The 26,488-nt window shown below is 74.4% G+C and carries 19 protein-coding genes; 15 read left to right on the top strand and 4 right to left on the bottom strand.

The features are described 5' to 3' along the window. The first annotated feature begins 123 nt into the window (after nt 1–123). The 7 genes from OO48_RS06230 to OO48_RS40945 all read left to right on the top strand — a co-directional run bounded on the left by OO48_RS06230 (nt 124) and on the right by OO48_RS40945 (nt 11,680). Nucleotides 124–1,230: a protein kinase gene (locus OO48_RS06230; protein WP_106970262.1), complete on the top strand. Its 1,107-nt coding sequence runs from the start codon at nt 124–126 to the stop codon at nt 1,228–1,230. A 156-nt stretch (nt 1,231–1,386) separates the two neighbouring features. Next, nucleotides 1,387–3,057, top strand: a complete 1,671-nt coding sequence (locus OO48_RS06235; RefSeq protein ID WP_033213356.1) for a serine/threonine-protein kinase — start codon at nt 1,387–1,389, stop codon at nt 3,055–3,057. A 74-nt stretch (nt 3,058–3,131) separates the two neighbouring features. Beyond that, nucleotides 3,132–4,739 (top strand): succinic semialdehyde dehydrogenase, encoded by a 1,608-nt coding sequence (locus tag OO48_RS06240; protein ID WP_033213357.1) that lies wholly within the window; start codon nt 3,132–3,134, stop codon nt 4,737–4,739. A 44-nt stretch (nt 4,740–4,783) separates the two neighbouring features. Beyond that, a complete protein-coding gene (locus OO48_RS06245) occupies nt 4,784–6,544 on the top strand; it encodes a GMC oxidoreductase (RefSeq protein ID WP_033213358.1) in 1,761 nt (586 codons plus the stop codon). A gap of 64 nt (nt 6,545–6,608) precedes the next feature. Continuing rightward, nucleotides 6,609–8,189: a hypothetical protein gene (locus tag OO48_RS06250; protein WP_033213359.1), complete on the top strand. Its 1,581-nt coding sequence runs from the start codon at nt 6,609–6,611 to the stop codon at nt 8,187–8,189. A gap of 743 nt (nt 8,190–8,932) precedes the next feature. Beyond that, nucleotides 8,933–10,519, top strand: a complete 1,587-nt coding sequence (guaA, locus tag OO48_RS06255; RefSeq protein WP_033213360.1) for a glutamine-hydrolyzing GMP synthase — start codon at nt 8,933–8,935, stop codon at nt 10,517–10,519. 138 nt (nt 10,520–10,657) lie between these two features. Further along, nucleotides 10,658–11,680, top strand: coding sequence for a Rieske 2Fe-2S domain-containing protein (locus tag OO48_RS40945; protein WP_063830625.1), 1,023 nt, complete (start codon nt 10,658–10,660; stop codon nt 11,678–11,680). Nucleotides 11,681–11,706: 26 nt separating this feature from the next. Here the strand turns inward: OO48_RS40945 and OO48_RS06265 are convergent, their stop codons facing one another. Next, complete coding sequence (locus OO48_RS06265; RefSeq protein WP_033213361.1) at nt 11,707–11,934, bottom strand: hypothetical protein; 228 nt, start codon at nt 11,932–11,934, stop codon at nt 11,707–11,709. Further along, nucleotides 11,934–13,472: a PspC domain-containing protein gene (locus OO48_RS34285; RefSeq protein ID WP_035815965.1), complete on the bottom strand. Its 1,539-nt coding sequence runs from the start codon at nt 13,470–13,472 to the stop codon at nt 11,934–11,936. The genes OO48_RS06265 and OO48_RS34285 overlap by 1 nt, the downstream gene beginning before the upstream one ends. 135 nt (nt 13,473–13,607) lie before the next feature. Between OO48_RS34285 and OO48_RS06275 the strand changes: the two genes are divergently transcribed. The 8 genes from OO48_RS06275 to icmB all read left to right on the top strand — a co-directional run bounded on the left by OO48_RS06275 (nt 13,608) and on the right by icmB (nt 24,683). Then, on the top strand, nt 13,608–14,981 hold the full coding sequence (locus OO48_RS06275; protein ID WP_033213362.1) for an ATP-binding protein: 1,374 nt from the start codon (nt 13,608–13,610) through the stop codon (nt 14,979–14,981). Then, nucleotides 14,974–15,654, top strand: coding sequence for a LuxR C-terminal-related transcriptional regulator (locus OO48_RS06280; RefSeq protein ID WP_033213363.1), 681 nt, complete (start codon nt 14,974–14,976; stop codon nt 15,652–15,654). Before OO48_RS06275 ends, OO48_RS06280 begins: the two co-directional genes overlap by 8 nt. 220 nt (nt 15,655–15,874) lie before the next feature. Beyond that, a complete protein-coding gene (locus OO48_RS06285; RefSeq protein WP_051731796.1) occupies nt 15,875–17,035 on the top strand; it encodes a glycosyltransferase family 87 protein in 1,161 nt (386 codons plus the stop codon). A gap of 166 nt (nt 17,036–17,201) precedes the next feature. Continuing rightward, a complete protein-coding gene (locus OO48_RS34290; protein ID WP_051731797.1) occupies nt 17,202–18,482 on the top strand; it encodes an acyltransferase family protein in 1,281 nt (426 codons plus the stop codon). Nucleotides 18,483–18,676: 194 nt separating this feature from the next. After that, entirely contained in the window at nt 18,677–20,113 is a 1,437-nt protein-coding gene (locus OO48_RS06295; protein ID WP_051731798.1) for a glycosyltransferase family 39 protein, read from the top strand. Between the two features lie 110 nt (nt 20,114–20,223). After that, complete coding sequence (locus OO48_RS06300) at nt 20,224–21,423, top strand: glycosyltransferase family 39 protein (RefSeq protein WP_033213364.1); 1,200 nt, start codon at nt 20,224–20,226, stop codon at nt 21,421–21,423. A gap of 64 nt (nt 21,424–21,487) precedes the next feature. Beyond that, nucleotides 21,488–24,112, top strand: a complete 2,625-nt coding sequence (pcrA, locus tag OO48_RS06305) for a DNA helicase PcrA (protein WP_033213365.1) — start codon at nt 21,488–21,490, stop codon at nt 24,110–24,112. Nucleotides 24,113–24,278: 166 nt separating this feature from the next. Further along, complete coding sequence (gene icmB / locus OO48_RS06310; RefSeq protein ID WP_033213366.1) at nt 24,279–24,683, top strand: coenzyme B12-dependent isobutyryl CoA mutase small subunit; 405 nt, start codon at nt 24,279–24,281, stop codon at nt 24,681–24,683. Between the two features lie 64 nt (nt 24,684–24,747). Here the strand turns inward: icmB and OO48_RS06315 are convergent, their stop codons facing one another. After that, complete coding sequence (locus OO48_RS06315; RefSeq protein ID WP_033213425.1) at nt 24,748–26,310, bottom strand: DUF5691 domain-containing protein; 1,563 nt, start codon at nt 26,308–26,310, stop codon at nt 24,748–24,750. Continuing rightward, nucleotides 26,307–26,450: a hypothetical protein gene (locus tag OO48_RS38080; RefSeq protein WP_157845389.1), complete on the bottom strand. Its 144-nt coding sequence runs from the start codon at nt 26,448–26,450 to the stop codon at nt 26,307–26,309. The genes OO48_RS06315 and OO48_RS38080 overlap by 4 nt, the downstream gene beginning before the upstream one ends. Nucleotides 26,451–26,488 lie beyond the last annotated feature (38 nt).

A 26,488-nucleotide genomic window follows, 5' to 3' on the forward strand; every position in this document is an offset into this window, starting at 1 on the left:
GGGCGGGCGGGGGTGCGGGCGGGGCGGGGCGGCTTCCGCCGGCGGGGTGGAAAGCGCGTACCGGACGGCGGCGGGGGCAGGCGGGGGCCGTACGCTGGCGGGACTACGGCGTGAGGAACAGGCATGCGAGCGGCCCCGGGTCAGGTGGTGGCCGGGCGGTACCGGGTGACGGACCGTTCGGAGGGTGAGGTCGGTGTTCCGGCGGTGGACCTCCACGGCGGGGCGCGGGTGCGGCTGTTCGGGCTGGAGCTGCCCGAGCTGCTGGTGCCGGGCCACCCGGTGGGGGAGCCCGCGCCGTCGTACGGGCCGCGGCTGACCGCGCGGGTCGCGCAGGTCGCGGCGGCGGCGGACAGGCACCCGAGGCTGCTGCGGGGGCTCGCGGCCGGGCCGGAGGGCGACGTGCTGTGGGTCGCCGAGGAGGCGGTGCCGGGGGTGCCGCTGGAGCGGCTGGCGGGCAACGGCCCGGTCTCGCCGTACCGGGTGGCGGAGATCGGGGCGGACCTGGCGGGCGCGCTGCGCTCGGTGCACGAGGCCGGTCTGACGCACGGGAACCTGACCCTGCGCACGGTGCTGGTCTGCGAGGACGGCGCGGCGATGCTCGGCGGGCTGCTGCTGGGCGCCGCCGAGGAGGAGCTGTGCGCGGCGCTGGGCGGCGAGGTGCCGCGCCGGGTGTACGAGACCCGGGCGCTGATGCTCGGTCCGCTCGCCGAGCGCTGGGCGATCGATCCGGGCGCCCCCGCGGACACCTGGGCGCTGGGGGTGCTGCTGTACCGGCTGCTGACCGGGCACGGCCCGTACCCGGAGAGCGACCTGCCGACGCTGCTGGCGGCCGTCCGGGACGGGCACCACCACCCCGCCGACGGGTGCGGCCCGCTGCGGCCGCTGGTCGAGCGGCTGCTGCGGCCGGACGCCGGGGCCCGGCCCGACGCGGCCGCCGTGCAGCGGGAGTTGCGCGAACTGCTGGCGTTCGCACCCGAACCGGGCCTGGACGGCCCGCCCGACCCGCTGCTGCCGGTGCTCCGCCCGGAGGCCGGGCCGCTGGTGCCGCACCAGGGCGGCCGGCGCCCGTCGCGGGCGGAGCGGGCGGAACGGGCGGAACGGGCGACGGACCGTCAGGCTCCGGCGCGCCCACCGCGGATACCGCCCGGGATGCTCGGACCGCTGGTGCTGGGGGGCGTGCTGGTGCTGCTGGCCGCGGCGCTCGGCACGATCGTGGCGGTCGCAGGCTGAGAACGTCCGGTCACGGTGAGGTCCGTAGGCCGGGTCGCGATTCCCGGGCGGCCCGGCGCGGCCTAGGCTTGCCTCCTGAACCGTCGGTGCGAGCAGGCACACGGTCTGCCAGGACCCCGTCCGACCGGCGGTGGGGGAGCGAAGGGGGGGACGGTCATGGGCGCACAGGACCAGTCGACCGGCCGTCTGCTGGCCGGGCGGTACGCGCTCGGCGAGCGCCTGGGGCGCGGCGGGATGGGGACCGTCTGGCGTGCCAGGGACGAGATGCTGGACCGGGAGGTCGCCGTCAAGGAACTGACGGTCAGCCACCTCTCGGAGGAGGACCTGGAGATGCTCCAGTCCCGGATGAAGCGCGAGGCCAGGGCCGCGGCCCGGATCAAGCACCCGGGCGTGATCACTATTCACGACGTGCTGGAGCAGGACGGCCGGCCGTGGATCGTGATGGAGCTGGTGGACGGCCGCGCGCTGTCCGACGTGATCACCCAGGACGGCACGCTGACGCCCCGGGAGGCCGCGGACGTCGGCCTCCAGGTGCTCGCCGCCCTGCACCGCGGCCACCAGCTGGGGGTGCTGCACCGGGACGTCAAGCCCGCCAACGTGCTGCTGGAGCACGGCACCGGACGGGTGGTGCTGCTCGACTTCGGCATCGCCAAGTTCGAGGGCGCGATGGACATCACCCGCCCGGGCGACCTGGTGGGCTCGCCCGACTACCTGGCCCCGGAGCGGGCCCAGGGCCAGCGGCCCGGCCCGGCGTCCGACCTGTGGGCGCTGGGCGCGACGCTGTACCACGCGGTCGAGGGCGAGTCGCCGTTCCGCCGGGACAACCCGCTCAGCACGCTCACCGCGGTCGTCGACGAGCCGCTGCCGACCCCGCGCCGGGCCGCCGGGCTCGGGCCGGTGCTGGCCGCGCTGATGGCCAAGGACCCGGCCGAGCGGCCGGGCGCCGACGAGGCCGGCCGGATGCTGCGCGAGGTCGCCGACGGACACACCGTCAGCATCCGGGTGCCCGAGCAGGCCGGCGCGTCCCGGCTGCCCACCCAGTTGGTCCCGGTCGTCGACCGGGTCGCGGAGGGCGTCCCCGCCGAGCCGGCCACCGAGACCGCAGCGAGCGCCGCGACCGCCGAGACCGCCGGGACCGCCACGGCGCAGCCCGCCGAGCCCTCGCCCGCGCCCGCTCCCGTACCCGCGCCGGCCGCGCCGCGGCGGCGGCGCCGGGCGGTGCTGTGGGCGGTGGTCGGCGTGCTGCTGCTGACCGGGGCGGGCGGCGGCGCGTACTACCTCCGGCAGCACCGCGAGAGCCCGGTGGTCCCGCCCGTCCCGGTCGCGTCCGGGACGGAGAACCCGCTGCCCTCGGAGAGCCCGCTGCCCAGCGGCGCGGCCGCGCCCCCCGGGTACGCCTGGCAGGACGACCCGGCCGGGTTCCGCTTCCTGCGGCCCACCGACGGCGACTGGGTGCGCACCGAGAAGAGCGGCGGGCAGGTCTACTACTCGCCGGACAACCTGGACCACTTCCTGCTGTTCGCGGTCACGGTCGGCCAGCCGCTCTCGCCGCAGGAGCACTTCCTGCAGATGGAGGCCTCGCTGAGCAAGAGCCTGAAGGACTACCAGCGCACCAGCCTCGCCATCGCCAAGATCAAGGGCGAGGAGGGCGCGGTGTGGGAGTTCAGCTTCGGCTCGAAGGACGCCCGCCGGCACGCCAAGGAGGTCGAGTTCCGGCGCGCCGACGGCACCGCCTACATGGTGTACGTGTCGGGGCCGGAGAAGGACTGGCTGGAGAGCCTGCGGCAGTTCACCACGGTGCTGAACAACTTCACCCCGACCTCCTAGCCGGAGCGCGAGGCTCCGCCTTTTGGTGTTACCGGCGGGTACACAAGTCGCGGCCGAGGGCCTAGGCTGCCCGCATGACGGAGAGCACGAGCCAGGTCCGGCGCAATCCGGCGGCGAAGGGTGCGGCGCGCGGCGTCGCTTCGGCGGTCCCGGCGGCGCTGGTCGCGCGGCTGGCCAAGGGCGTCACCGCGTCCGGCGAGCAGCGCGCCGAGACGATCGCGCCGCTGACCGGAGAGGTGCTGGCCACCCTGCCGGTGTCCTCGGAGCAGGACGTGCAGCTGGCCTTCGAGCGGGCCCGGCAGGCTCAGCCGGCCTGGTCCGCGCTGTCGGTGCGGCACCGGGCCGGCGTCCTGCTGCGCTTCCACGACCTGCTGCTCAGGCGGCAGGACGAGGTCCTCGACCTCATCCAGGCGGAGACCGGCAAGGCCAGGCTGCACGCCTTCGAGGAGGTGATGGCCGTCGCCTCGGCGGCCCGGCACTACGGCCGCACCGCGCACGCCTACCTGAAGGACCGCCGCCGCGGCGGCGCCGTGCCCGGCCTGACCAGCGCCGTGGAGGCCCGCCGCCCCAAGGGCGTGGTCGGGCAGATCTCGCCCTGGAACTATCCGCTGGAGCTGTCCGTCGGCGACGCGCTGCCCGCCCTGGTCGCGGGCAACGCGGTGGTCAACAAGCCGGACACCCAGACCGCGCTGACCGCGCTGTGGGCCCGCGAGCTGTTCGTCGAGGCCGGACTGCCCCCGCAGGCCTGGCAGATCGTGCTCGGCGACGGCCCGGTGATCGGCCCGCAGGTCGTCGAGCGCGCCGACTACGTGGCCTTCACCGGCTCCACCCGCACCGGGCGGGACGTCGCCCGGCGGGCCGCCGAGCGGCTGGTCGGCGCCTCGCTGGAACTCGGCGGCAAGAACGCCATGCTGGTGCTCGCCGACGCCGACCTGGACCGGGCCGCCGCGGGCGCCGTCCGGGCCTGCTTCTCCTCGGCCGGCCAGCTGTGCATCTCCATCGAACGGCTCTACGTGCACCGCTCGGTCGCCGACGCCTTCCTGGCGAAGTTCGCCGAGAAGACCTCGGCGCTGCGCCTGGGCGGCGGCCTCGCCTACGGCGCCGACATGGGCTCGCTGGTCTCCCACCGCCAGCTGGAGACCGTCACCCGGCACGTCGAGGAGGCCGTCAAGGCCGGCGCGAAGGTGCTGGCCGGCGGGCGGCCCCGCCCCGACCTGGGCCCGCTCTTCTACGAGCCGACCATCCTGGACGGCGTCACCCCCGACATGGCGGTCTGCGCCGAGGAGACCTTCGGCCCGGTCGTCTCGGTCTACCGCTTCGACAGCGAGGACGAGGCCGTCGCCGCCGCCAACGGCACCCCGTACGGCCTGAACTCCAGCGTCTGGACGAAGGACACCGCCCGCGGCCGCAGGGTCGCCGCCCGGCTGCGCACCGGCACCGTCAACGTCAACGAGGCGTACGCCGCCGCGTACGGCTCGGTGGCCTCGCCGATGGGCGGCATGGGCGACTCCGGGCTCGGCCGGCGGCACGGCGCCGAGGGCATCCTGCGCTACACCGAGGCGCAGACCATCGCCGTGCAGCGGCTGCTGCCGATCGGCCCGTCGATGGGCATGGACGACCGGAAGTTCGCCGAGCTGTTCACCACCGGCCTGAAGGCCATGAAGGCGTTCCGCCTGAAGTAGCCGGTCCGGGCCGACCCGAGTAGCCAATCCAGGAGGGGACAGCAGTGTCGTACGACTACGACGTCGTGGTGGTCGGTTCGGGCTTCGGCGGCTCGGTCGCGGCCCTGCGGCTCACCGAGAAGGGCTACCGGGTCGCCGTCCTGGAGGCCGGGCGCAGGTTCCGCCGCGAGGAACTGCCCACCACCTCCTGGAACCTGCGCGACTACCTGTGGGCACCCGCCCTCGGCCGCTACGGCATCCAGCGCATCCACCTGCTGCGCAACGTGCTGATCCTGGCCGGGGCGGGCGTCGGCGGCGGCTCGCTGAACTACGCCAACACCCTGTACGTCCCGCCGAAGGCGTTCTTCGAGGACCGGCAGTGGCGGCACATCACCGACTGGCAGGCCGAGCTCGCCCCGTTCTACGACCAGGCGCAGCGGATGCTCGGGGTGCGGCTCAACCCCACCATGACCCCCTCCGACGTGCACCTGAAGGCCGCCGCCGAGGCGATGGGCTGCGGCGACACCTTCCACCTGGCGCCCGTCGGGGTGTTCTTCGGCGACGGGCGGGACGGCACCGGCGAGGCCAAGGCCGCGCCCGGCGACGAGGTCGACGACCCGTACTTCGGCGGCGCCGGGCCCAGGCGCCGGGCGTGCACCGAGTGCGGGGAGTGCATGACCGGCTGCCGGCACGGCGCCAAGAACACCCTCACCGAGAACTACCTGTACCTGGCCGAGCGGGCCGGCGCCGAGATCCTGCCGATGACCACCGTCAGGCGGCTGCGCCCGCACGGCGGGGGCTACGCGGTCGACGTGCTGCCCACCGACGCCCGCACCCGGCGGGCGCGGAAGGCGGGGGCGCGCACGATCACTGCCGAGCGGGTCGTCGTCGCGGCGGGCACCTACGGCACCCAGACGCTGCTGCACCGGATGCGCGAGAGCGGGCTGCTGCCCCGGATCTCCGCCCGCCTCGGCCACCTCACCCGCACCAACTCCGAAGCCCTGGTGGGCGCGCAGACCTCCACCCGGCGCTACGGGGAGCGCCCCGACTTCACCCGCGGCGTGGCCATCACCTCCTCGGTGCACCCCGACGCCGACACCCACATCGAGCCGGTCCGCTACGGGCGGGGCTCCAACGCGATGGGCGCGCTCTCCATCCAGCAGGTCAGCGGCGCCGGGCGCGGGCCGCGCTGGCTGCGCTACCTGGGCACCGCCGCCCGGCACCCGTGGATCTTCGTCCAGTCGATGAACCAGCACCGCTGGTCGGAGAAGACCATCATCGGACTGGTCATGCAGTCCCTGGACAACTCGCTGACCGTCTCGCTGAAGAACGGGAAGCTCACCTCCCGGCAGGGCCACGGCGCGCCCAACCCCAGCTGGATCCCGGCCGCCGAGGAGGGCGCCCGGGCGCTCGCCGCGTCCATCAACGGCTTCCCCGGCTCCACCGCCGGCGAGATCTTCGACATCCCGCTGACCGCGCACTTCCTCGGCGGCTGCCCGATCGGCGACAGCGCCGACACCGGCGTCGTCGACCCCTACCACCGGCTGTACGGGCACCCCGGGATCAGCGTGGTCGACGGCTCGGCGGTCTCCGCCAACCTGGGCGTCAACCCCTCGCTCACCATCACCGCGCAGGCCGAGCGCGCCATGTCGATGTGGCCCAACCGCGGCGAGGCCGACCCGCGCCCCGAACCGGGGGCCGCCTACCGCCCGGTGCCGCCCGTCGTCCCGCGCCAACCCGCCGTCCCGGCAGGGGCGTTCGGCGCGCTCAGGCTCCCGCTGCTGGCCGTCCCCGAAGTGCCCCGCCGGGCCCCGGAAGGCGATTGACATTCCTTTGCCGGCGGTGGGATAAACGGGCCCTCGAAGCACGAACCACCCGGGGGGACGCACCATGCCCATCTGCCCGTCCTGCGGAGCGGCCTCGGCCGGCCCCGCGGCGACCTGCGCCAACTGCGGAAGACCGCTCGCCGCGCCCGCGATCGGCGACGTGGTCGAGGACACCGCCCCGGTCGGCGCCGGCTCCCCGTGGGGCACCGGCAAGGTGCACCACACCCGGGAGGCGCCGCTGCTCTCCCGCGGCTGGCTGACCGCCGGCCGGGTGCTGGTCGCGCCCACCGCGCTGCTGGTGCTGTCCGCCGTGATCGGCACCGCGAGCCAGGACGGCGCGTCGTCCCGGACGGCCATGCCGTTCGGGGCCGGCGACGGGTTCCAGAGCTGGCTGTCCCTCGTCCTCACCGCCTTCGGCGCGCCGCTGCGGATCGTCATGAGCGCCGTCAAGCGCAGGGGCGACGGCTCGGCGACCAGCCTGGAGACCAGCGTCCACCTGGTGCTGTACCTGGTCGCGCTGGGCTGGCTGCTGGCGCTCTGGTCCGGCCTGCACCTCGGCGTCCGGGCCCGCCGCAGGGCCGGGGCCGCCGAGCCGGCCGGTGCCGCGGTCGGGGTCCAGGCGCTGCGCACCGGCGCGGTGTCCGCGGTGGTCGCGCTGCTGCTGGGCTGGCTGGCGGGCCAGGACTCGGACGGCGGCGACGGCTACGCCGCGATGAGCACCGAGGTCGGCCCGAGCCTGCTGCCGCTGGCGCTGTCCGCCGGCCTGGCCGCGGTCGTCCTGGTGCTGGCCGTGGACGGCGCGGCCGCGCTGCGCGCCGAGGCCGCCCGGCGCGGCTGGCTGGGCAGCCTGCTGGTCGCCTGGCAGCACGCCTTCCGCGTGGTCCTCGCCCTGCTGGTGCTGCTGACCGCGGTCGGGCTGGTGATGCAGCTCTCCTACGGCGACTCGCTCTGGAACACCGGCACCCTGGCGATGGTCACCAACTACGGCGTGATGGTGCACGGCCTCGGCAGCGGCGCGACGCTGCTGGTCGGGGGTTTCGAGGACAGCCGCCTGTCGGTGTCGCTGTTCGACCTGGGCGACCACGGCGACGGCTGGTGGTTCGCCCTCCTCCCGGCGCTGGTCGCGGCGCTGGCGCTCGGCTGGTCCGCGCACCGGGGGCGGCTGGTCCAGCGCGACCGGGCGGTGCTGGCGGGCGTGTACGCGCTGCTCAACGCGCTGCTGCTGCTCGGCACCTCGGTGTGGTCCACGATCGGCGGCTCGAACAGCGGGAGCGGCGGGGTCGGCGGGGTCGGCGGTCTCACCTTCCGGACCGAGGACGTGCTCGGCTGGTCGGTGCTCTCGGTGCTGGTCTCCTCCGCGGTCTGGGGCGTGTTCGGCGCGCTCGCGGTGCCCGGCCTGCTCGACGGGCTGCGCGGCACCCCGGTGCCACTGGCCCCGCCGCGTCCGGTCGCCCCGCCGATGCCGGCCGTGCCGCCGGTGCCCGGGGCCCTGCCGTCCCTGCCCGGCCAGGCCGTCGGTGAGCGGCTGGACACGGTCGCGCACGGCTCGGTCGAGCTGGTGGTCGACGAGCCGGCGGCCCCCGCCGTCGCGCGCGACGGGGACGCGGACCCGCACGCCGCGTTCCGGCGCCCCGGCACCGACTGACCGGGCCCGGACAGGGCAAAGGGCCCCGCGGGGGAACGGGGCCCTTTGTCACAGCACCCGGCGTCAGGGCCGCGCCGGTGCTGGTTGACGGCGCCGGGGGAGGAGCGCCGTCGCGGAAAGATGGTCATGGGCACGCCAGGAAGCCGGATGGGCCTCACGGAGCGTGAAAGAGGAGCCGTCCGCGAGAACGGCTCTCCGGGGCGGGAGGTGCGCGGTGAGCCCCCGTCTTCCATGCATCGTCCTGGACGAGGGCCTTGCCGTGCAACCGATTCGGCGTAAATGAGGGGTGCGGCCGGAACCGGACACGGCGCGGGGCGGCACCGGCCGGGCCGCCGCGGGCGGTCACCGTCCGTGATAAGAGCTTGCTGGGCGTACCGGGGCGTACGCCGGGGCGGGCGGCTGACTGAGGTGTGGCGGTCGGCACCGGTACCGGCCGCCACACCCCGGGTCCGCCCGGTCGCGGGCGGGGTAGCTGTCCCCTGCTGACCCGACCGCGGCACCGGGGCGCGGTCCCACGGCGGGCCCGTGCCCGCCACGCGCACCCGGTGGACCGGAGATGATCCACGCGTGGTTCGCCGCGAGGTGCCGCCCGCACCTGGAGGGTGCCGGCGTTCCGCGCGGTCTCCCGGTGCAACGATTCGCCCGCCCGCCCGGTCACGGCCGGCGGCGCGGGCAGTCGGGTGAAAGCGTCCCGGTAGACTCGGGAGTGACACCCCCCTCGTACCGCCGCCGGAAGGCCGTCTGTGTCCGCTGACTCCCCCGTCCAGTCCGCACCCGAGAACGACACCGTCCTGGTCGTCGACTTCGGTGCCCAGTACGCCCAGCTCATCGCCCGTCGGGTGCGTGAGGCGCGGGTCTACAGCGAGATCGTGCCGAGCACCATGCCGGTCGCCGAGATGCTCGCCAAGAACCCGCGGGCGATCATCCTCTCCGGCGGTCCGTCGTCGGTGTACGAGGAGGGTGCCCCGCAGCTCGACCGCGCGATCTTCGAGGCCGGCGTCCCGGTCTTCGGCATGTGCTACGGCTTCCAGCTGATGGCCAAGACGCTCGGCGGCACCGTCGACAACAGCGGCGCCCGCGAGTACGGCCGCACCCCGCTGACCGTCTCCCGCTCCGGCTCCACGCTGTTCGAGGGCACCCCGGACAGGCAGTCGGTGTGGATGTCGCACGGCGACGCCTGTTCGGCCGCGCCCGAGGGCTTCACCGTCACCGCCTCCACCGACGTGGTGCCGGTCGCCGCCTTCGAGAACGACGACCTCAAGCTGTACGGCGTGCAGTACCACCCCGAGGTGATGCACTCCGAGCACGGCCAGCAGGTGCTGGAGCACTTCCTGTACCGCGGCGCGGGCATCGCCCCGAACTGGACCACCACCAACGTGGTCGAGGAGCAGGTCGCGCTGATCCGCGAGCAGGTCGGCGACAAGCGCGCCATCTGCGGCCTCTCCGGCGGCGTGGACTCCGCGGTCGCCGCCGCCCTGGTGCAGCGCGCCATCGGCGACCGGCTGACCTGCGTGTACGTCGACCACGGCCTGATGCGCAAGGGCGAGACCGAGCAGGTCGAGAAGGACTTCGTCGCGGCCACCGGCGTCAAGCTGGTCGTGGTCGACGCCGAGGAGCGCTTCCTGGCCGCGCTCAAGGGCGTCTCCGACCCCGAGCAGAAGCGCAAGATCATCGGCCGCGAGTTCATCCGGGTCTTCGAGCAGGCCCAGGCCGACATCGTCGCCGACGAGGGCCCGGCCGTGGAGTTCCTGGTCCAGGGCACCCTGTACCCGGACGTGGTGGAGTCCGGCGGCGGCACCGGCACCGCCAACATCAAGTCCCACCACAACGTCGGCGGCCTCCCCGAGGACCTGGAGTTCCAGCTCGTCGAGCCGCTGCGCAAGCTGTTCAAGGACGAGGTCCGGATGGTCGGCCAGGAGCTCGGCCTGCCCGCCGAGATCGTCCAGCGCCAGCCGTTCCCCGGCCCGGGCCTGGGCATCCGGATCGTCGGCGAGGTCACCAAGGAGCGCCTGGACCTGCTCCGCGAGGCCGACGCCATCGCCCGCGAGGAACTGACCCTGGCCGGCCTGGACGCCGAGATCTGGCAGTGCCCGGTGGTGCTGCTGGCCGACGTCCGCTCGGTCGGCGTGCAGGGCGACGGCCGCACCTACGGCCACCCGATCGTGCTGCGCCCGGTCTCCTCCGAGGACGCCATGACCGCGGACTGGTCGCGCCTGCCCTACGAGGTGCTGGCGAAGATCTCCACCCGGATCACCAACGAGGTCAAGGACGTGAACCGGGTCGTCCTGGACGTCACCTCCAAGCCGCCGGGCACCATCGAGTGGGAGTGATCCCACCGGCAACCGTGTGACCGCGCCGCCGCTCCCCGCGCCAGGGGAGTGGCGGCGCGGCCATGTGCGGGCGGCAGCGGGCACAATCGGACCCGACCCCGTCGGCGGACGGCGGGCGCGAGGGAGAGGGCGGCGAGGATGGCGACGGGGACGGGCAGCACGGCCGGCGGCACGGCGGACACCGGCACCACCGGCAGGATCACCGAGTGGAAGGCCCTGGGCTCGCGCTTCGCGCTGCTGCCGCTGCGGCTGTTCCTCGGCGTGACCTTCGTCTACGCCGCCTTCGACAAGCTCTCCGACGCCCACTACCTGGCCGGGGCGGGCGACCCCGCCTCCTTCTACGCCCAGACCAGGGCCGCCGAGGGCGGCAGCCCGATCGGCTGGGCGCTCGCCCCCGCGCTGCACGCGCCCACCTTCTTCGGGCTGCTGATCGCCTTCGGCGAGCTCGCCGTCGGCCTGGGCACCCTGTTCGGGCTGTGGGGCCGGGTCGCCGCGCTCGGCGGCGTGCTGCTCTCCGCCACCCTCTGGCTGACCGTCAGCTTCCACACCACCCCGTACTACCTCGGCAACGACCTGGCCTACCTGCTGGCCTGGACGCCGCTGCTGCTGGCCGGCACGCCGTACCTGTCGGTCGACGGCTACCTCACCGCCCGGGCCGCCCGCGACCGGGCCCGCGGCCTGGCCGAGGACGCGGTGCGCCGCCGCGCCCTGCTCGACGGCGGCATCGCGGCGGTCGCGCTCGGCGGCGCCGGGCTGCTCTCCGGTTCGCTCACCGCCGGCTTCGGCCGGGACGAGATCCCCGCCCCCACCGCCGCGTCCGGCACCGGCGCCACCAGCCCCGTCCCGCAGACCGGCCCCACGGTGCCGGCCGCGCAGGTCCCGGTCGGCGGCTCCGCCACCGTCAAGGACCCGGCCAGCGGCGACGCCGTCTACATCGTCCAGCCCGCCGCCGGGCAGTACGCCGGCCTGTCCTCGGTCTGCACCCACTCCGGCTGCGCGGTCAACCCGCCCAAGGACGGCCAGCTGTACTGCCCCTGCCACGGCTCCAAGTTCGACGCCGCCACCGGCGCGGTGATCACCGGCCCGGCCGTGAAGCCGCTGCCCAAGTACACCGTCACCAGGAACGGCGAGCAGCTGGAGCTGGGCCCGCAGCAGTCCTAGGCCCGGTTCCTAGTCCAGGCTGGTTCCTACTCCAGGCTGTGGTCGTCGTCGCGGGCCCCGCCCCGGCCGCGCCTGGACGCCGCCACCAGGGCGCCGGCCAGGCCGCCCGCGCCGAGCACGATGCACGCCAGCGGCAGCACGAAGCGGCTGTTCACCTCGCGGTCGTTCAGCGAGGCCACCAGGTACAGCACCGCCAGCGCGGTGAACAGCCCGCCCGCGACCAGCGCGTACAGGTCGAACCGATGCTTCCTCATCACCGCACCACCTTGATGTCGCCGGCGCCCACGGACACCGACAGTTCCAGTACGCCCTTGGACGGCTGTCCGTCCGGGACCTCGATCACCACGTCCTCGTCGGTGAACGGCCCCTCGAAGTGCTGGCCGTCCGGCAGCCGGACGGTGCCCGCGCCGTCGCGCAGCTTCAACCGCAGCTCCACCCCGGCCGGCACGGTCACCCGGGCGCTGCCCGCGCCGACCCACAGCTCGGTGGCGAGGGTCCCGCCCATCGGGTCCTGGGCCGACAGGTCGAGGTCCGCGTCGCCGAAGCCCAGCGTGTAGCGGGAGTCCAGCCCGCCCGCCGGGACGCTCCAGGTGCGGTCCCCGGTGGAGCCCGCGACCGTCGCCGAGGTGCCGGCCGTGACCACCAGGCCCGCCGTCACCAGCAGCGCCAGGAAGGTCAGCCCGCGGGTGCGCCCCCAGCGGGAGCCGATCAGCATGGCCAGGCCCAGCGGCAGCAGCGCCACCGCCAGCACCGTCGACCAGCGGTGCTGCCCGTGGTCGCTCGCCGCCACCGCCCAGGACGCGCCGAGCGAGACCAGCACCGCCGACGCCCCCAGCACCGAGTTGCCGCGCTCGGCCCTGCGCCGGGCCTTCCACTCGCGGTGGCGCTCCATGCTCGCTCGGTGCCGCTCCATCGCCTCCCGCTGCCGAACGCGGTGGTCCGCCATCCGGCGTTCCATCCGCTCCTGGTGCGTCTCCCGGCGCGGCTCCTTGCGCAGCGGGTCGCCCTCCGGCAGGTCGGCGCGCTGCCACCACGGCTGCGCGGGCGCCCCGGGCGGCGTCGCGCCGCCGTACGGGTTGCGCTCCGGGTGCCGCGGGTCCCACAGGTAGCCGGACGGGCCGACCGGCGGGGTGTCGGCGGGCCGCTCCTCGGCGCCGTCCTCGCCGCCCGCCGCCCGCTCCTGCTGCCAGGAGCGCATCCGGTCCTGGAACTCCGCGCCGCGGGCCTTCCACTCGACGCGCAGGTCCCGGCCGACCGCCTCGCTCCAGGTCTTCCAGTCGGCGAACGGGCCGGACTCCTCCAGCCGGTCCCGCGGGCCGGACGGCCCGGGGGGCGGCGCCTCGCCGCCGTCGAAGCGCCGCCGCCGCTCCGGGTCGTAGCGCAGCGCCAGGAACACCAGCGCGGCGAGCAGCAGCAGCGGGAACAGCTGGCCGCCGTCGCCCATCGAGGAGAAGAACACCCCGGTGCCGATCACCGTCACCAGCACCGCGCCCACCGACTGGCCGTCGACCCGGCCGGTCAGCACCCGCTGCAGCTCGGTGCGGCCGCCCTCGCCGTCCTCGGCCTCCCGCGGCACCACCAGCCAGGCCAGGCCGTACAGGAACAGGCCGAGCCCGCCGGTCAGGCCGAGCACCGCGATCACCACCCGGAACACCACCGGGTCGATGTCCAGGTAGCGGCCCAGGCCGCCGCACACGCCCGCCACCACCCGGTGCCGGGAGGAGCGGGTGAGCGCCGGGCGGCCCTCGGCGGGGGCGGCCGGCGGTTCCTCCGGGATCTGGTCGTCCGTCATGCCCCCCATCCTTCCGGGCGGCCGGGCCCCGCCCAACCGTCCGGGGCCCGGGGGCGACCCTGAACTGTCCCTGAGGACGGGTCAGGGGCCGGACCCTGATGCGCCGCCGCACCGGCACCTGCCACCATCGGTGCCGTGGCCGCACCCGAGACCAGAAGCACCGAACCCGCCCCGACCGAGGCGCCGGCCGGCGCGCCGCCCTACCGCCGGCTGTACCGCAGCCCGCACGGCCGGATCCTCGGCGGCGTCTGCCAGGGCCTGGCCACCCACCTCGGGGTGCCCGTCACCTGGGTGCGGCTGGCGTTCATCGTGCTGTTCTTCTCCGAGGGCATCGGCGCCCTGCTGTACGCCGCGTTCTGGGTCGTGGTGCCGCTGGGCATCAACCAGGCCGCCCCCGGCGCCGACCGCCCGGCCCGCCGCCCCGGCGGCGGCCGCTACGGGCGGCTGCGCGAACTGCTGGAGCGCACCTTCCACGGCGACGAGGGCGTCCCCGCCGCCGAGGGGGACGTCCCCGCCCCGGTCGAGGGCCGCGGCCGGGCCGGCAGCATGGGCCAGCTGTTCGCCCTGGTCGCGCTGGTGATCGGCGTGATGGCGCTGCTGTCCGCGCTGGGCGTGCAGACCGCCAAGCCGTACGTGTGGCCGCTGCTGGCGGTCGGCATCGGCGTCGCCCTGGTGTGGCGGCAGGCCGACGACTCGCGCTGGCAGAGCTGGTTCGGCCTGGAGCCGGGCAGCCGCAAGGGCGCCTACCTGCGGGTGCTGTCCGGGGTGCTGCTGGTGGTGGCCGGCATCATCGGCTACTTCGTCACCCAGGGCGTCGACTCGCCGGTCGCGCTGGTCGTGGAGTCCTCGCTGGCCGTGGTGGCGGGCGTGCTGGTGCTCGGCGGCCCGTCCATGCTGCGGATGTGGCAGGACCTCGGCGCCGAGCGCACCGCCCGCATCCGGGCCCAGGAGCGCGCCGAGATCGCCGCGCACGTCCACGACTCGGTGCTGCACACCCTCACCCTGATCCAGCGCCGGGCCGAGGACCCCAAGGAGGTGCTGCGCCTGGCCCGCGCCCAGGAGCGCGAGCTGCGGCTGTGGCTGTACCGCCCGGAGGCCGTCGCCGAGCAGGCCCCCGACACCCTGGCCGAGCACCTGCGGGAGATCGTCGCCGAGGTCGAGGACCGGCACGGCGTCCAGCTGGAGCTGGTCTGCGTCGGCGACTGCCCGATGGACGAGAAGATCGCCTCCCAGATGCGGGCGGCCAGGGAAGCCATGGTGAACGCCGCCAAGTACGGTGGCGGTGGACCGGTCCAGGTCTACGCGGAGGTGGAGGGGAGGACGGTGTCGGTGTTCGTCCGCGACCACGGCCCCGGCTTCGACCCCGACGACCTCCCCGAGGACCGCATGGGCGTACGCGAATCGATCATCGGCCGGATGCGGCGCAACGGGGGCACCGCGCGGGTGCGGCCCGCGCCGGACGGCGGGACCGAGGTCGAGTTGGAGATGGAGAGGGCGGCAGATGACTGACGCAGCGTCACAGGGGGCGGCGCCCGCGAGGCGGGCCCGGGTGGTCCTGGTCGACGACCACCGGATGTTCCGCACCGGCGTGCGGGCCGAGATCGGGCGCACCGACGAGACCGGCATCGACGTGGTCGGCGAGGCCGACGACGTGGAGTCCGCGGTCCGGGTGGTCGCCGAGACCCGGCCCGACGTGGTGCTGCTCGACGTCCACCTGCCCGGCGGCGGCGGCGTCGAGGTGCTGCGCCGCTCGGCCGGCGCGGAGGGCGTGCGCTTCCTGGCGCTGTCCGTCTCGGACGCCGCCGAGGACGTGATCGGCGTGATCCGCGGCGGTGCCCGCGGCTACGTCACCAAGACCATCACCGGCACCGACCTGGTCAACGCGGTCTTCCGGATCGCCGACGGCGACGCGGTGTTCTCGCCCCGGCTGGCCGGCTTCGTGCTCGACGCTTTCGCCGCCACCGACACCCCGCCGGTCGACGAGGACCTCGACCGGCTCACCCAGCGCGAGCGCGAGGTGCTGCGGCTGATCGCCCGCGGCTACGCGTACAAGGAGATCGCCAAGCAGCTGTTCATCTCGGTCAAGACGGTGGAGAGCCACGTCTCGGCGGTGCTGCGCAAGCTCCAGCTCTCCAACCGGCACGAACTGACCCGCTGGGCCACCGCCCGCCGCCTGGTCTGAACGGCCCCGGGCACGGGCCGCGGCAGGCCCGTGCCCCCCTGTGGCGGACGTCTCACGCGCTCACCTCCGTGTGATAGTTGTACGGATGCGTTCGACCGGCGCGTGAAGATCTTTCAAAACAGGGGAACCCAGGGTGGGCATCAAGAAGGCCTCCGCGCCGGACATCGGTCCTTGGTTGCGGGTGAGGGCATCGGCACCAGTCATCGCGGCCGCGGTCCTGATGTACTTCGTCACCGTCTACAACGCGCGTCACAGCGGCATCAACATGATGGACAACTCGTTCGTCGTGAAGGCCGCGCAGACCTTCGTCGACGGGGGCTCCCCGTACGCGGACAAGCGGTTCCTCTACTTCCCCAGCTCGGTCCTGGTCGCCGTCCCGATGACCGCCGTCCCGCCGTACTGGCTGGGCTGGCTGGTGCCGGCGCTGACCAGCGGCATGGCGGTGCTCGGCTGGTTCTGCGCGGTGCGGATCTTCCGGGTGTCGCTGCTCAGCCGGCTGTCCGTGTACGGCCTGCTGTTCCTCTGCTTCTTCGCCGCCTTCCGCAACCTCGCCCAGCTGGGCAACTGGACGGCCTACTCGGCGCTGGCGCTGCCGGCCGCCCTGCTGCTGGCGAGCCGGGGCCGCTGGGTGTGGGCGGGCGTGGTGGTCGGCCTGGCCGTCGCGACCAAGCCGATGCTGGTGCCGTTCGCGCTGATCTTCCTGATCGCCCGCCGCCCCAAGGCGTTCGCGGCGGCCGCCGCCGTCCCGCTGGCCCTCTGCGCCCTGGCCGCGGCGGTGATGCCGCAGCCCGGCCTGTTCTTCACCAAGACGCTGCCGTTCCTGCTGCACGGCCAGGACCGGTTCGCCCGCCCCTACGACGCCTCGATCGGCACCATGCTGGCCCGGCTGCACTTCCCCGGCGCGGTGGCCATGGGCGTCGCGGCGCTGCTGGCGCTGGCGCTGCTGGTCGGCGCCTGGCGGCGCTGGAACCGGGGCGGCGACGAGGCGCTGCGGCTGGTGGAGGTCGGCGCCATGCTGATGGTGGCGGCCAACATCGCCAGCAAGCCCGCCTTCGACCACTACCTGCTGGTGACGCTCCCGGTGCTGCTCGCCTCGGTGGTCCGCGTCGGCTCGGTGGCCCGCTCGCCCTGGCTGTGGTTCGCGATCGTCCCGCGGATGGCCGGCTTCACCCTCCCCTGGCTCGACGTGGTCGAGCACTGGGCGTACTCCGTGGCCCTGGTGAACGTCACGGTGGCCGCGCTGCTGCTCCAGCGGGCGTTCTGGCCCGGCACCGTGCCGGCGGACGAGGAGCCCGCCGAGCCGGCCGCCACCGCCGCGCCCGCGTCCGCGCCCGGGGCGGCCGCAGGGGAGCTGTCCTTCACGGAACGCCTCGGTCGGTGAGGGCGTTGTGACCGATATGTAGTTGGTATGAGAGCGTGCTGCTTCTTTGTCCGTTCTTGGTTGCTTCTGGGGTGTCAGGGGCGCGTAATGTCTCCCGGGGACGGTCGGCCCGCGACGACGCGGGCCGGTTCGCGTCCTTTCCGCGTCCCCGCGCCGAGAGACCTCCATGCCGACTCTTCCCCAGCCGTCCCCCGCGGCCGAAGCGGTAGCGCCGCCCAAGGCCCCCGGCACCGACACCGGTGCCGTCCCCGGTTTCGACGTCGACCCCGGCTCCGGCCCCGGCATCGACCTCGGTCCGGACTCCGGCGTCCGCCCCGCTCCCCGACCCCGGCTGTACGTCCTGGACGGACTGCGCCTGATCGCCTCGCTCGGCGTGGTGGCCTTCCACTGGACCGGTGTCGACATCCACCGGAACATCTGGGACGGGACACCGCGGGAGCTGATGCCGACCATCCACCGGTTCGGTGCCTACGGGTGGATGGGCGTCCAGCTGTTCTTCCTGATCAGCGGTTTCGTCATCTGCATGTCCGGCTGGGGCAAGTCCCCGCGGGCGTACTTCAACTCGCGCGTGGTGCGGCTGTTCCCGGCGTACTGGATAGGCATCCTGCTGACCACCGCGGTGGTCAACTACTGGCCGACCGCGCGGACCGACCGCAAGCCGATGAGCGTCAGCGAGGTGCTGACCAACTTCACCATGCTGGAGCGCCCGCTCGGCGCCACCGAGGCGGACGGCGTCTACTGGACGCTCTGGATCGAGCTGCGCTTCTACATCCTGTTCGCGATCATGGTTGCGATCGGCCTGACGTACCGCCGGGTGCTGGCGTTCTGCCTGGTCTGGAGCACCCTCTCGGTGATCGCCGCGAACGTCGACAACAAGCTGCTCGGCTACATGGTGCAGCCCGAGGACGCGCCCTACTTCATCGCCGGCATCGTGCTGTACCTGATCTACCGCTTCGGGGCGAACCCGATGCTGCTGGGCATCGTGGTGTTCGAGTGGCTGATCGCCCAGAACCGGCTGCACGTCACGGTGGGCGGCTACGAGTACGAGGTGCACCACTCGCTCTCCTGGCCGGTGATGGCCGTGCTGTCCGGCGCCGCCTTCCTGGTGATGCTCGCGGTGGCCATGGGCGCCTTCAACCGGGTGCAGTGGAAGTGGCTGACCGTGGCCGGCGCCCTGACCTACCCCGTGTACCTGCTGCACCAGGAGATCGGCTGGGCGATGATCCGGCTGGCCCGCCACCAGGGCATCGGCCACAAGACGAGCCTGGTGCTCTGCCTGCTGTTCATCCTCGCCCTGGCCTGGGTGGTGCACCGTTACGGGGAGCGGCCGCTGTCCCGGCTCCTCCAACGGCTGATGGACGCCAGGTCGCTGTCCATCCCCAAGGCTGATCCGCCGGTCAAGGCCCGGGTGCCCGCCGCCGGGATCGAGGGCGCCCCGGCCGACTGACCCGGGCGGGTCGGGCGGTTCGGAGGTCAACTAGGGTGTGTGGCTGGTAACGACCTTGTGCCGGAGGACGATCCGGCGGGACCGGAAGCCCGAGGACTCACATGGGTAGTAGCACGGTGACGCGTGGCGCGCAGGAGGCGCCCGGGGGGACGCGCCGCGGGCCGCTCCGGCAGCGGGGGGAGGGCGGGGCGGCCGTGCTCCGGCGGACCTTCTGGCTGTGGCCGGCGCTGCTGACCCTGGTGCTGGGCGTGCGCGGGAGCTGGCGGCCCGAGCTGTGGCGCGACGAGCTGGCGACCTGGAGCGCCGCCACCCGCAGCACCGGTGACCTGTTCGACCTGCTGCACCACGTGGACGCGGTCTCCGGCGTCTACTACCTGCTGATGCACTTCTGGGTGTCGGCGTTCGGCGACTCGCCCACGGTGTTCCGGCTGCCCTCCGCGCTGGCGATGTCCGGCGCGGCGGTCTTCGTCGCGCTGGCCGGCCGCAAGCAGTTCGGCGCCCGGGCCGGGCTGGTCGCCGGGCTGCTGTTCGCGGTCATGCCCAGCGTCTCCCGGTTCTCCCAGGAGGCCCGTTCCTACGCCTTCGCGGTGCTCGCCGTCGCCGCGGCCACCTGGCTGCTGCTGCGCGCGCTGGAGCGCCCGACCTGGCAGCGCTGGCTGCCGTACGCGGTGAGCGTCGCCGCCGCCGGCCTGTTCCACATGGTCGCGCTGTGCGTGCTCGCCCCGCACGCCGCCGTGGTGGCGCTGCGCTGGTGGCGCGAGCGCCGCCGCGCGCTGCTGATCGGCTTCCCGGCGGCCGTGCTGGTCGCGATGGTGCCGGTCGCGCCGCTGGTGCTGCTCGGCCGCCGCCAGGTCGGCCGGCAGATCTCCTGGCTGCAGGAGCCGAACCTGCAGGACTTCACCAACCTGTGGCACGGCCTGTTCCAGTCGCCGCTGGTCAGCGGCTGCGTGCTGGCGATGGCCGCGCTGCCCGCCGCCTGGCCGAAGGGCCGCCGCCCGGCGTTCGAGATCGGGCTGGTCGCGGCGCTGCCGATCGTGGCGATCTGGTTCGTCTCGCAGGGCCAGACCGCCTACTTCCTGGACCGCTACCTGCTGTTCACCGTCCCCGCCTGGGCGGTGCTGGCCGGCGCCGGCCTGAGCGCGCTGCGCCCGCGCGCGCTGGTCGCGGTCGGCCTGATCGGCACCGCGCTGCTCGGCCTGCAGGACCAGGAGAAGCTCCGCACCCGCACCTCGCACGAGTGGGCCGACGAGAGGGGCGCGGCGCGGATCATCGCGGCGGGCTACCAGCCGGGCGACGGCATCGCCACGGTGCGCGGCGACAACGCGTACATGATGCTCGACTTCGCGATCGGCTACTACCTCCCCGATCGGGTGCGGCCGAAGGACGTGTTCGCGGCGAAGACGCCGGTGCAGAACGACGACCTGTACGCCGTCGACTGCCCCCGGCCGGCCGAGTGCGCCGCGGGCCTCCAGCGGATCTGGGTGGCCACCTACAGCGAGGCCGACGACCCCTTCAAGGGCCTGTCCGCGGCGGAGGTCGAGGTGCTCGACAAGCAGTTCGCCAAGGAGCGGGTGCAGCACGTCCAGGGCATCACCGTGACCCTGATGGTGCGCACTCCGGCCGCGCACTGACGTCCCCCTGACGGCCCATCAGCCGGTTTGTGGGCCCGCCCGTGATCGGGGAGGATTCGGCGCAGTGACGGACAGCTGTCCCACTGCTACCGAATCTCGGGGGGCATCCGGTGAGCACAGACCTCTCCCGCACGGCCGACGGCCGGGCGGCCGACCCCGGCGGCCCGGCCCGGGCCGACCGGTGGTCCGGTCTGCGCCGGGCCGCCCCGGCGCTGCTCGGCTACGCCGCGGTGCGGGCCGTCGGCGTCCTGGTCCTGGTGTTCTGGCCCCGGCGCGAGGTCGGCGCGATGACCAGGCTGAGCCACTTGTGGGACGCGCCGTTCTACCAGCGGATCGCCGAGTCCTGGTACCGCGGGGTGCCCCCCGTGCCGGGGCCGCACGGCGCGTACGAGGCGTACGCGTTCTTCCCCGGCTACCCGGCGGCGATCCGGGCGGTCTCCTGGATCTCGCCGCTGTCGTACGCCCAGGCCGCCCTGCTGGTGGCCTGGGCGTGCTCGCTGGTCGCCGCGTGGGGGATCTTCGCGGTGGCCGACCGGCTCTACGGCCGCCGGGTCGGCGTGCTGGCGGCGGTGCTGTGGGGGGTGCTGCCGGTCGCGGTGGTCGAGAGCATGGCCTACTCGGAGCTGATGTTCACCGCGTTCGCGGTGTGGGCGGTGTACGCGGCGGTCACCCGGAACTGGATCCCCGCCGGGGCGCTGGCGCTGTGCGCGGGCCTGTGCCGCCCCACCGGCATCGCGGTCGCCGGGGCGGTCGGGGCCGCCGCCCTGTGGGACCTGCTGTCCCGCCGGGGGCCGGACGCCCCGGCCCGGTGGCGCCCGCTGCTCGGTGCGCTGCTGGCCCCGCTCGGCTTCGTCGGCTACGTGGGCTGGGTCGGCTACGAGAAGGGCAGCTGGGACGGCTACTTCAAGGTCCAGGAGGCCTGGCAGTCGACGTTCGACTTCGGCCGCAGCACCCTGAAGTCCTTCGCCGCCCTGCTCGGCCGCCCCGACACGGTGTGGCTGCCGCAGGTGGTGGTGGCGATGGTGCTGTGCTGCGCCGTGCTGCTGTTCGGCGTCTCGGTGCTCCAGCGCCAGCCGCTGGTGCTGCTGCTGTTCAGCGCCGGGATCCTGGTCCTGGCCCTGGGCGACGCCGCGTACTTCACCTCGCGGGCCCGCTTCCTGCTGCCCGCCGTCGGCCTGCTGCTGCCCGTCGCGGCCGGCCTGGCCCGGGTGCGCACCAGGGGGACGGTGGTGCTGCTGCTGTCCGGTGCGGCCCTCGCCTCGGCGGCGTACGGCGGGTTCCTGGTGTACGTCTACCCGGACGCCCCGTAGCGGCGGGGGCCGGGCGCCGGAACGGGCCGGGGATGTCGGCGGCGGGCCATAGACTCGAAGGGCCATGAGTAGCCTCTTCGATGACCTCCCGCTCCCCGGCTTCGAGCGTCCCGCCGTCGGGTCGAGCCCCCGCCCCGCAGCGCCGCAGGCGCCCCTGCCGCAGTGGTCGGAGGAGGAGCCGCCCCCCGTCGACGAGCCGTACGACGAGGCCCCGTACGACCCCGGGTACGAGACGGAGGACATCCCGGACGGGCTGTTCGCCACCGACCACGCCGCCGAGGCCGAGCGCGACGCCTGGCACCGCAACGGCGCCGCCCGCACCGTGGTCGACCCGGCGCAGCTGCTGGAGGGCATGAACGACCCGCAGCGCGAGGCCGTGCTGCACGCCGGCTCGCCGCTGCTGATCGTGGCCGGCGCCGGCTCCGGCAAGACCCGGGTGCTCACCCACCGGATCGCCCACCTGCTGGCCGCCCGCGGCGTGCAGCCCGGCGAGATCCTGGCGATCACCTTCACCAACAAGGCCGCCGGCGAGATGCGCGAACGCGTCGAGGCGCTGGTCGGCCCGCGCGCCAAGGCGATGTGGGTCTCCACCTTCCACAGCGCGTGCGTGCGCATCCTGCGCCGCGAGGCCAAGCAGCTGGGCATGAACTCCAGCTTCTCCATCTACGACTCGGCGGACTCCCAGCGCCTGATGGCCCTGGTCTGCCGGGACCTGGACCTCGACCCCAAGCAGTTCCCGCCGAAGTCCTTCACCGCCAAGGTCAGCAACCTCAAGAACGAGCTGATCGACGAGGAGACGTACGCCGACCAGGCCGCCAACCCGATGGAGAAGAAGCTCGCCGAGGCGTACTTCCTCTACCAGCGGCGGCTGCGCGAGGCCAACGCGCTCGACTTCGACGACATCATCATGACCACCGTCCACCTGCTGCAGGCGTTCCCCGACGTCGCCGAGCACTACCGGCGCCGGTTCCGGCACATCCTGGTCGACGAGTACCAGGACACCAACCACGCCCAGTACACGCTGGTGCGCGAGCTCTCCGGCGGCTCCGCCGGGCACGCCCCCCGGATGACGGTGGACGGCGAGTACGTGAACCCCGCCGAGGCGCACCTCGCGCAGGTCCCGCCCGCCGAGCTGTGCGTGGTCGGCGACGCCGACCAGTCGATCTACGCCTTCCGCGGCGCGACCATCCGCAACATCCTCCAGTTCGAGGAGGACTACCCGGACGCGACGACGATCCTGCTGGAGCAGAACTACCGCTCCACCCAGACCATCCTCACCGCCGCCAACTCGGTCATCGAGCGCAACACCAACCGCCGCAAGAAGAACCTGTGGACGGCCGGCGACCAGGGCGAGCAGGTCGTCGGGTACGTCGCCGACGACGAGCACGGCGAGGCCCAGTTCGTCGCCGAGGAGATCGACCGGCTCACCGACGCCGGCCACGCCCGCCCCGGCGACGTGGCGATCTTCTACCGCACCAACGCCCAGTCCCGGGTCTTCGAAGAGGTGTTCATCCGGGTCGGCCTGCCGTACAAGGTCGTCGGCGGCGTGCGCTTCTACGAGCGCAAGGAGGTCAAGGACGTCCTGGCCTACCTGCGGGTGCTCTCCAACCCCGAGGACACCGTCCCGCTGCGCCGCATCCTCAACGTCCCCAAGCGCGGCATCGGCGAGCGTGCCGAGGCGATGATCGACGCCCTCGCCTCCCGCGAGCGGATCTCCTTCGCCGCCGCGCTGCGCCGGGTCGACGAGGCGTACGGGATGGCCGCGCGCTCCGCCAACGCGGTGAAGAAGTTCAACGAGCTGCTGGCCGGGCTGCGCCAGGTCGTCGAGTCCGGCGCCGGGCCGGCCGCCGTGCTGGAGGCCGTCCTGGAGGAGACCGGGTACCTCGCCGAGCTCCAGTCCTCCACCGACCCGCAGGACGAGACCCGGGTGGAGAACCTCCAGGAGCTCGCCGCGGTCGCCCTCGAGTACGAGAAGGACCCGGGGGAGCGGCCCGAGGGCGACGAGGGCCCGCCGGTCGGCTCGCTCGCCGACTTCCTGGAGCGGGTCGCGCTGGTGGCGGACTCCGACCAGATCCCGGACGACGAGGACGGCGCCGGGGTGATCACGATGATGACCCTGCACACCGCCAAGGGCCTGGAGTTCCCCGTCGTCTTCCTCACCGGCATGGAGGACGGGATCTTCCCGCACATGCGGGCCCTCAACCAGGCCAAGGAGCTGGAGGAGGAGCGCCGCCTCGCCTACGTCGGCCTCACCCGGGCCAGGCAGCGGCTCTACCTGACCCGCTCGGTGCTGCGCAGCGCCTGGGGCCAGCCCTCCTACAACCCGGCCTCGCGCTTCCTGGAGGAGATCCCCGACAAGCTGGTCGAGTGGAAGCGCACCGGCGCGGCCGCGGTGCCGCCCTCGCGCGGCTACGCGTCCTCCGGTTCCGGCCCGTCCGGCTCCTCGCGGGGCTCCGGGTCCTCGGCCGCGGCCTCGCCGAAGGCCGGCTGGGGCAGGTCCGCGCGGACGGTCACCGACCGGGAGGTCGTCGCGCTCGCCGTCGGCGACCGGGTCAGCCACGACAGCTTCGGCCTCGGCACCGTCGTCGCCACCCAGGGCGTCGGCGACAAGGCCCGCGCGACGGTGGACTTCGGCTCCGCCGGGCGCAAGGAACTGCTGCTGCGGTACGCCCCGGTCGAGAAGCTCTGAGCGCCGGTCGGTCCCGCACGCTGTGACTTTGCCCTCCTCTCGGCAGAGGGGGAAGGACGGCGGCCCCACGGGCCGCTAACCTCTCCTCAGATCTGTTAGAAGTGGTTAACACCGAGCCCGCGGCCAGGTCGGCCGGGTGGTGGACAACGTGGTCCAGGAGGCAGTCATGGTGGTGTCGGGGCCGATCCGAGTCGTGGTCGCCAAGCCCGGGCTCGACGGGCACGACCGGGGAGCCAAGGTCATCGCGCGGGCGCTGCGCGACGCCGGCATGGAGGTCATCTACACCGGCCTCCACCAGACCCCCGAGCAGATCGTCGACACGGCGATCCAGGAGGACGCGGACGGCATCGGCCTGTCCATCCTCTCCGGCGCGCACATGACCCTCTGCGCGAAGGTGATCGAACTCCTCAAGGAGCGCGACGCCGCCGACATCAAGGTCTTCTGCGGCGGGATCATCCCCGACGCGGACATCACCGAGCTCAAGGCGCTCGGCGTCGCCGACATCTTCACCCCGGGCACCTCCACCCAGGACGTGGTCAGCTGGGTGGAGTCGAACCTGCGGGCCGGCTGAGGCCCCTCGGGCCCGGGGAGGGCGCGTCACCGGGGGCCGGCAGGCCCCTGTCGTGCTCGCCCCCTCACTCCAGCTCGGCGAGCATCGCCTGCCGGAAGCGCAGCGTCCCCGCGAGGCGGGTGAAGGTGTCGGACCAGGCGGTGTCCGGGGCGGTGTCGGCGGCCAGGGCCTCGACGGCGGGGGCGGTCTCGGGGGCCAGGGCGCGCTCGGTCATGCCGAGGACGCCGCTGTGGCTCCACGGGTAGGAGCCGAGTTCCGCGGCGCGCTTGAGCGCGGCGACGACGGCGGTGGAGAGCGGGGGCGTCCAGGGCGTGGCGCACGCGCCGAGGAGCTGGAAGGCGTCGCCGAGCCCGTGGGTCTGGACGAACGCGGCCGTCCAGGAGGCCCGTTCGGCGGGCGGCAGGACGGACAGCAGCTTGGCCGGCGCGCCCGGGGCGCGGGTGTCGCGGCCGGGGCGCGGCGGGGTGCCGAGCAGGGCGCGGGCCCAGACGGCGTCCTGCTGGCGGACGGCGGCGCGGGCCCAGGCCTCGCGGAGGTCCTCCGCCCACTCGGCGCCGCCGCCGTCCGGCGAGTCGACGGTCGGCAGGGCGAGCAGCTGCTCGGGGGTGAGACCGGTCTCGGCGGTCCACCGGTCGAGCGGGGCGCCCGCGACGACCTCGCCGAACCACCAGGCCCGTTCGCCGCGCCCGGTGGGGGACTTGACCGGTATGCCGTCGCGCTGCATCGCGGCGTCGCAGGCGGCGGGCGGCGTGACGTGCAGCCGGTCGCCGTCGAGCCGGACCGCCCGGCCGGCCCGCTCGGCCATCCGGGTGGCGAGCGCGGAGCCGGGGAGGGTGGAGAGCAGTTCCGCGGCGGTGGCCCGGACGTTCTTGGAGCGGTCGGAGAGCGCGGCCTCCAGGAACTCCTCGTCGGCGGCGGAGAGCCCGTCCTGCAGGGAGTCGAGGAACAGCACCCGGTCCTCGGCGCGCTCGGTGCTCCAGGTGGAGGCGAGCAGGGCCAGCCCGGCGGCCGGGTCGGTACGGCGCAGCCTGGTCAGGTGGGTCACGCGTTCGGCGAACAGCCCTTCCTGCCAGAGGAGTTCGCCGGGCTGGGCGAGGACGTCCTGCTCGCCGGCGGTGCGGCTGACGTACTTCCAGTCCGGGTTGTGCGGGGCCAGCCAGCGGCCGAGCGGGCCGGCCAGGGTGACGGCGTCGGAGCGCAGTTCGGAGCGGGCCCGGGCGGTGTCCAGCAGGGCCGGGACCACGGCGGGCGGCAGCCGGTAGCCGTGCGCGCGGGCGGCGGCCAGCCACTGCGGGAGCAGTTCGGCCAGGTTGGCGGTGGTGCCCTGGCCGCTGCGGGTGCCGAGCAGCACGGCCAGCCGGCGGGCGGCGGCCTCGGGCAGCGCGGGCCGCGGGTCGTCCGGGGCGGGCGCCGGGGGCTCCACGGCGGGCGCGGGCAGCGCGCCCGCCCGGCGGCGGACGGCGGCGACGGCGGCCAGGTCGAGCAGCGCGCCGGCCGGGTCGGCGCGGTCGACGGCGGCGGCCAGCGGGGTGCGGGCCTCCGGCAGCGGGCGGCGGTCGGTGCCGAGCAGGGCGGCGCCCTGCAGCTCGGCCCAGTCGTCGGCGGGGGCGAGCGTGGGCGCGGTCATGCCCGGACTCCGTTCGGCCGGTGGGTGGCGGTGCGGTGGCGGCGGCCCCAGCCGCTGGCGAGGGCGGCCCGGCGGGCGGCGTGGTGCAGGGTGATGCGCCGGACGGCGGCGCGCTGCCGGATGCTGCGGGTGCGGGTCATCGGGTTTCCTCCGGTCGACGGCGGGTCGGGGGGCGCCG

The sequence above is a fragment of the Kitasatospora phosalacinea genome (genome assembly GCF_000716545.1).
In the GTDB taxonomy this organism is placed as follows: Bacteria; Actinomycetota; Actinomycetes; order Streptomycetales; family Streptomycetaceae; genus Kitasatospora; species Kitasatospora phosalacinea.

Bases quoted from the DNA above. Each gene is read 5' to 3' on its own strand.
- OO48_RS06230 (WP_106970262.1), top strand. From the start codon at position 124: ATGCGAGCGGCCCCGGGTCAGGTGGTGGCCGGGCGGTACCGGGTGACG.
- OO48_RS06235 (WP_033213356.1), top strand. From the start codon at position 1,387: ATGGGCGCACAGGACCAGTCGACCGGCCGTCTGCTGGCCGGGCGGTAC.
- OO48_RS06240 (WP_033213357.1), top strand. From the start codon at position 3,132: ATGACGGAGAGCACGAGCCAGGTCCGGCGCAATCCGGCGGCGAAGGGT.
- OO48_RS06250 (WP_033213359.1), top strand. From the start codon at position 6,609: ATGCCCATCTGCCCGTCCTGCGGAGCGGCCTCGGCCGGCCCCGCGGCG.
- OO48_RS40945 (WP_063830625.1), top strand. From the start codon at position 10,658: ATGGCGACGGGGACGGGCAGCACGGCCGGCGGCACGGCGGACACCGGC.
- OO48_RS06265 (WP_033213361.1), bottom strand. From the start codon at position 11,934: ATGAGGAAGCATCGGTTCGACCTGTACGCGCTGGTCGCGGGCGGGCTG.
- OO48_RS34285 (WP_035815965.1), bottom strand. From the start codon at position 13,472: ATGACGGACGACCAGATCCCGGAGGAACCGCCGGCCGCCCCCGCCGAG.
- OO48_RS06280 (WP_033213363.1), top strand. From the start codon at position 14,974: ATGACTGACGCAGCGTCACAGGGGGCGGCGCCCGCGAGGCGGGCCCGG.
- OO48_RS06285 (WP_051731796.1), top strand. From the start codon at position 15,875: ATGTACTTCGTCACCGTCTACAACGCGCGTCACAGCGGCATCAACATG.
- OO48_RS34290 (WP_051731797.1), top strand. From the start codon at position 17,202: ATGCCGACTCTTCCCCAGCCGTCCCCCGCGGCCGAAGCGGTAGCGCCG.
- pcrA (WP_033213365.1), top strand. From the start codon at position 21,488: ATGAGTAGCCTCTTCGATGACCTCCCGCTCCCCGGCTTCGAGCGTCCC.
- icmB (WP_033213366.1), top strand. From the start codon at position 24,279: ATGGTGGTGTCGGGGCCGATCCGAGTCGTGGTCGCCAAGCCCGGGCTC.
- OO48_RS06315 (WP_033213425.1), bottom strand. From the start codon at position 26,310: ATGACCGCGCCCACGCTCGCCCCCGCCGACGACTGGGCCGAGCTGCAG.
- OO48_RS38080 (WP_157845389.1), bottom strand. From the start codon at position 26,450: ATGACCCGCACCCGCAGCATCCGGCAGCGCGCCGCCGTCCGGCGCATC.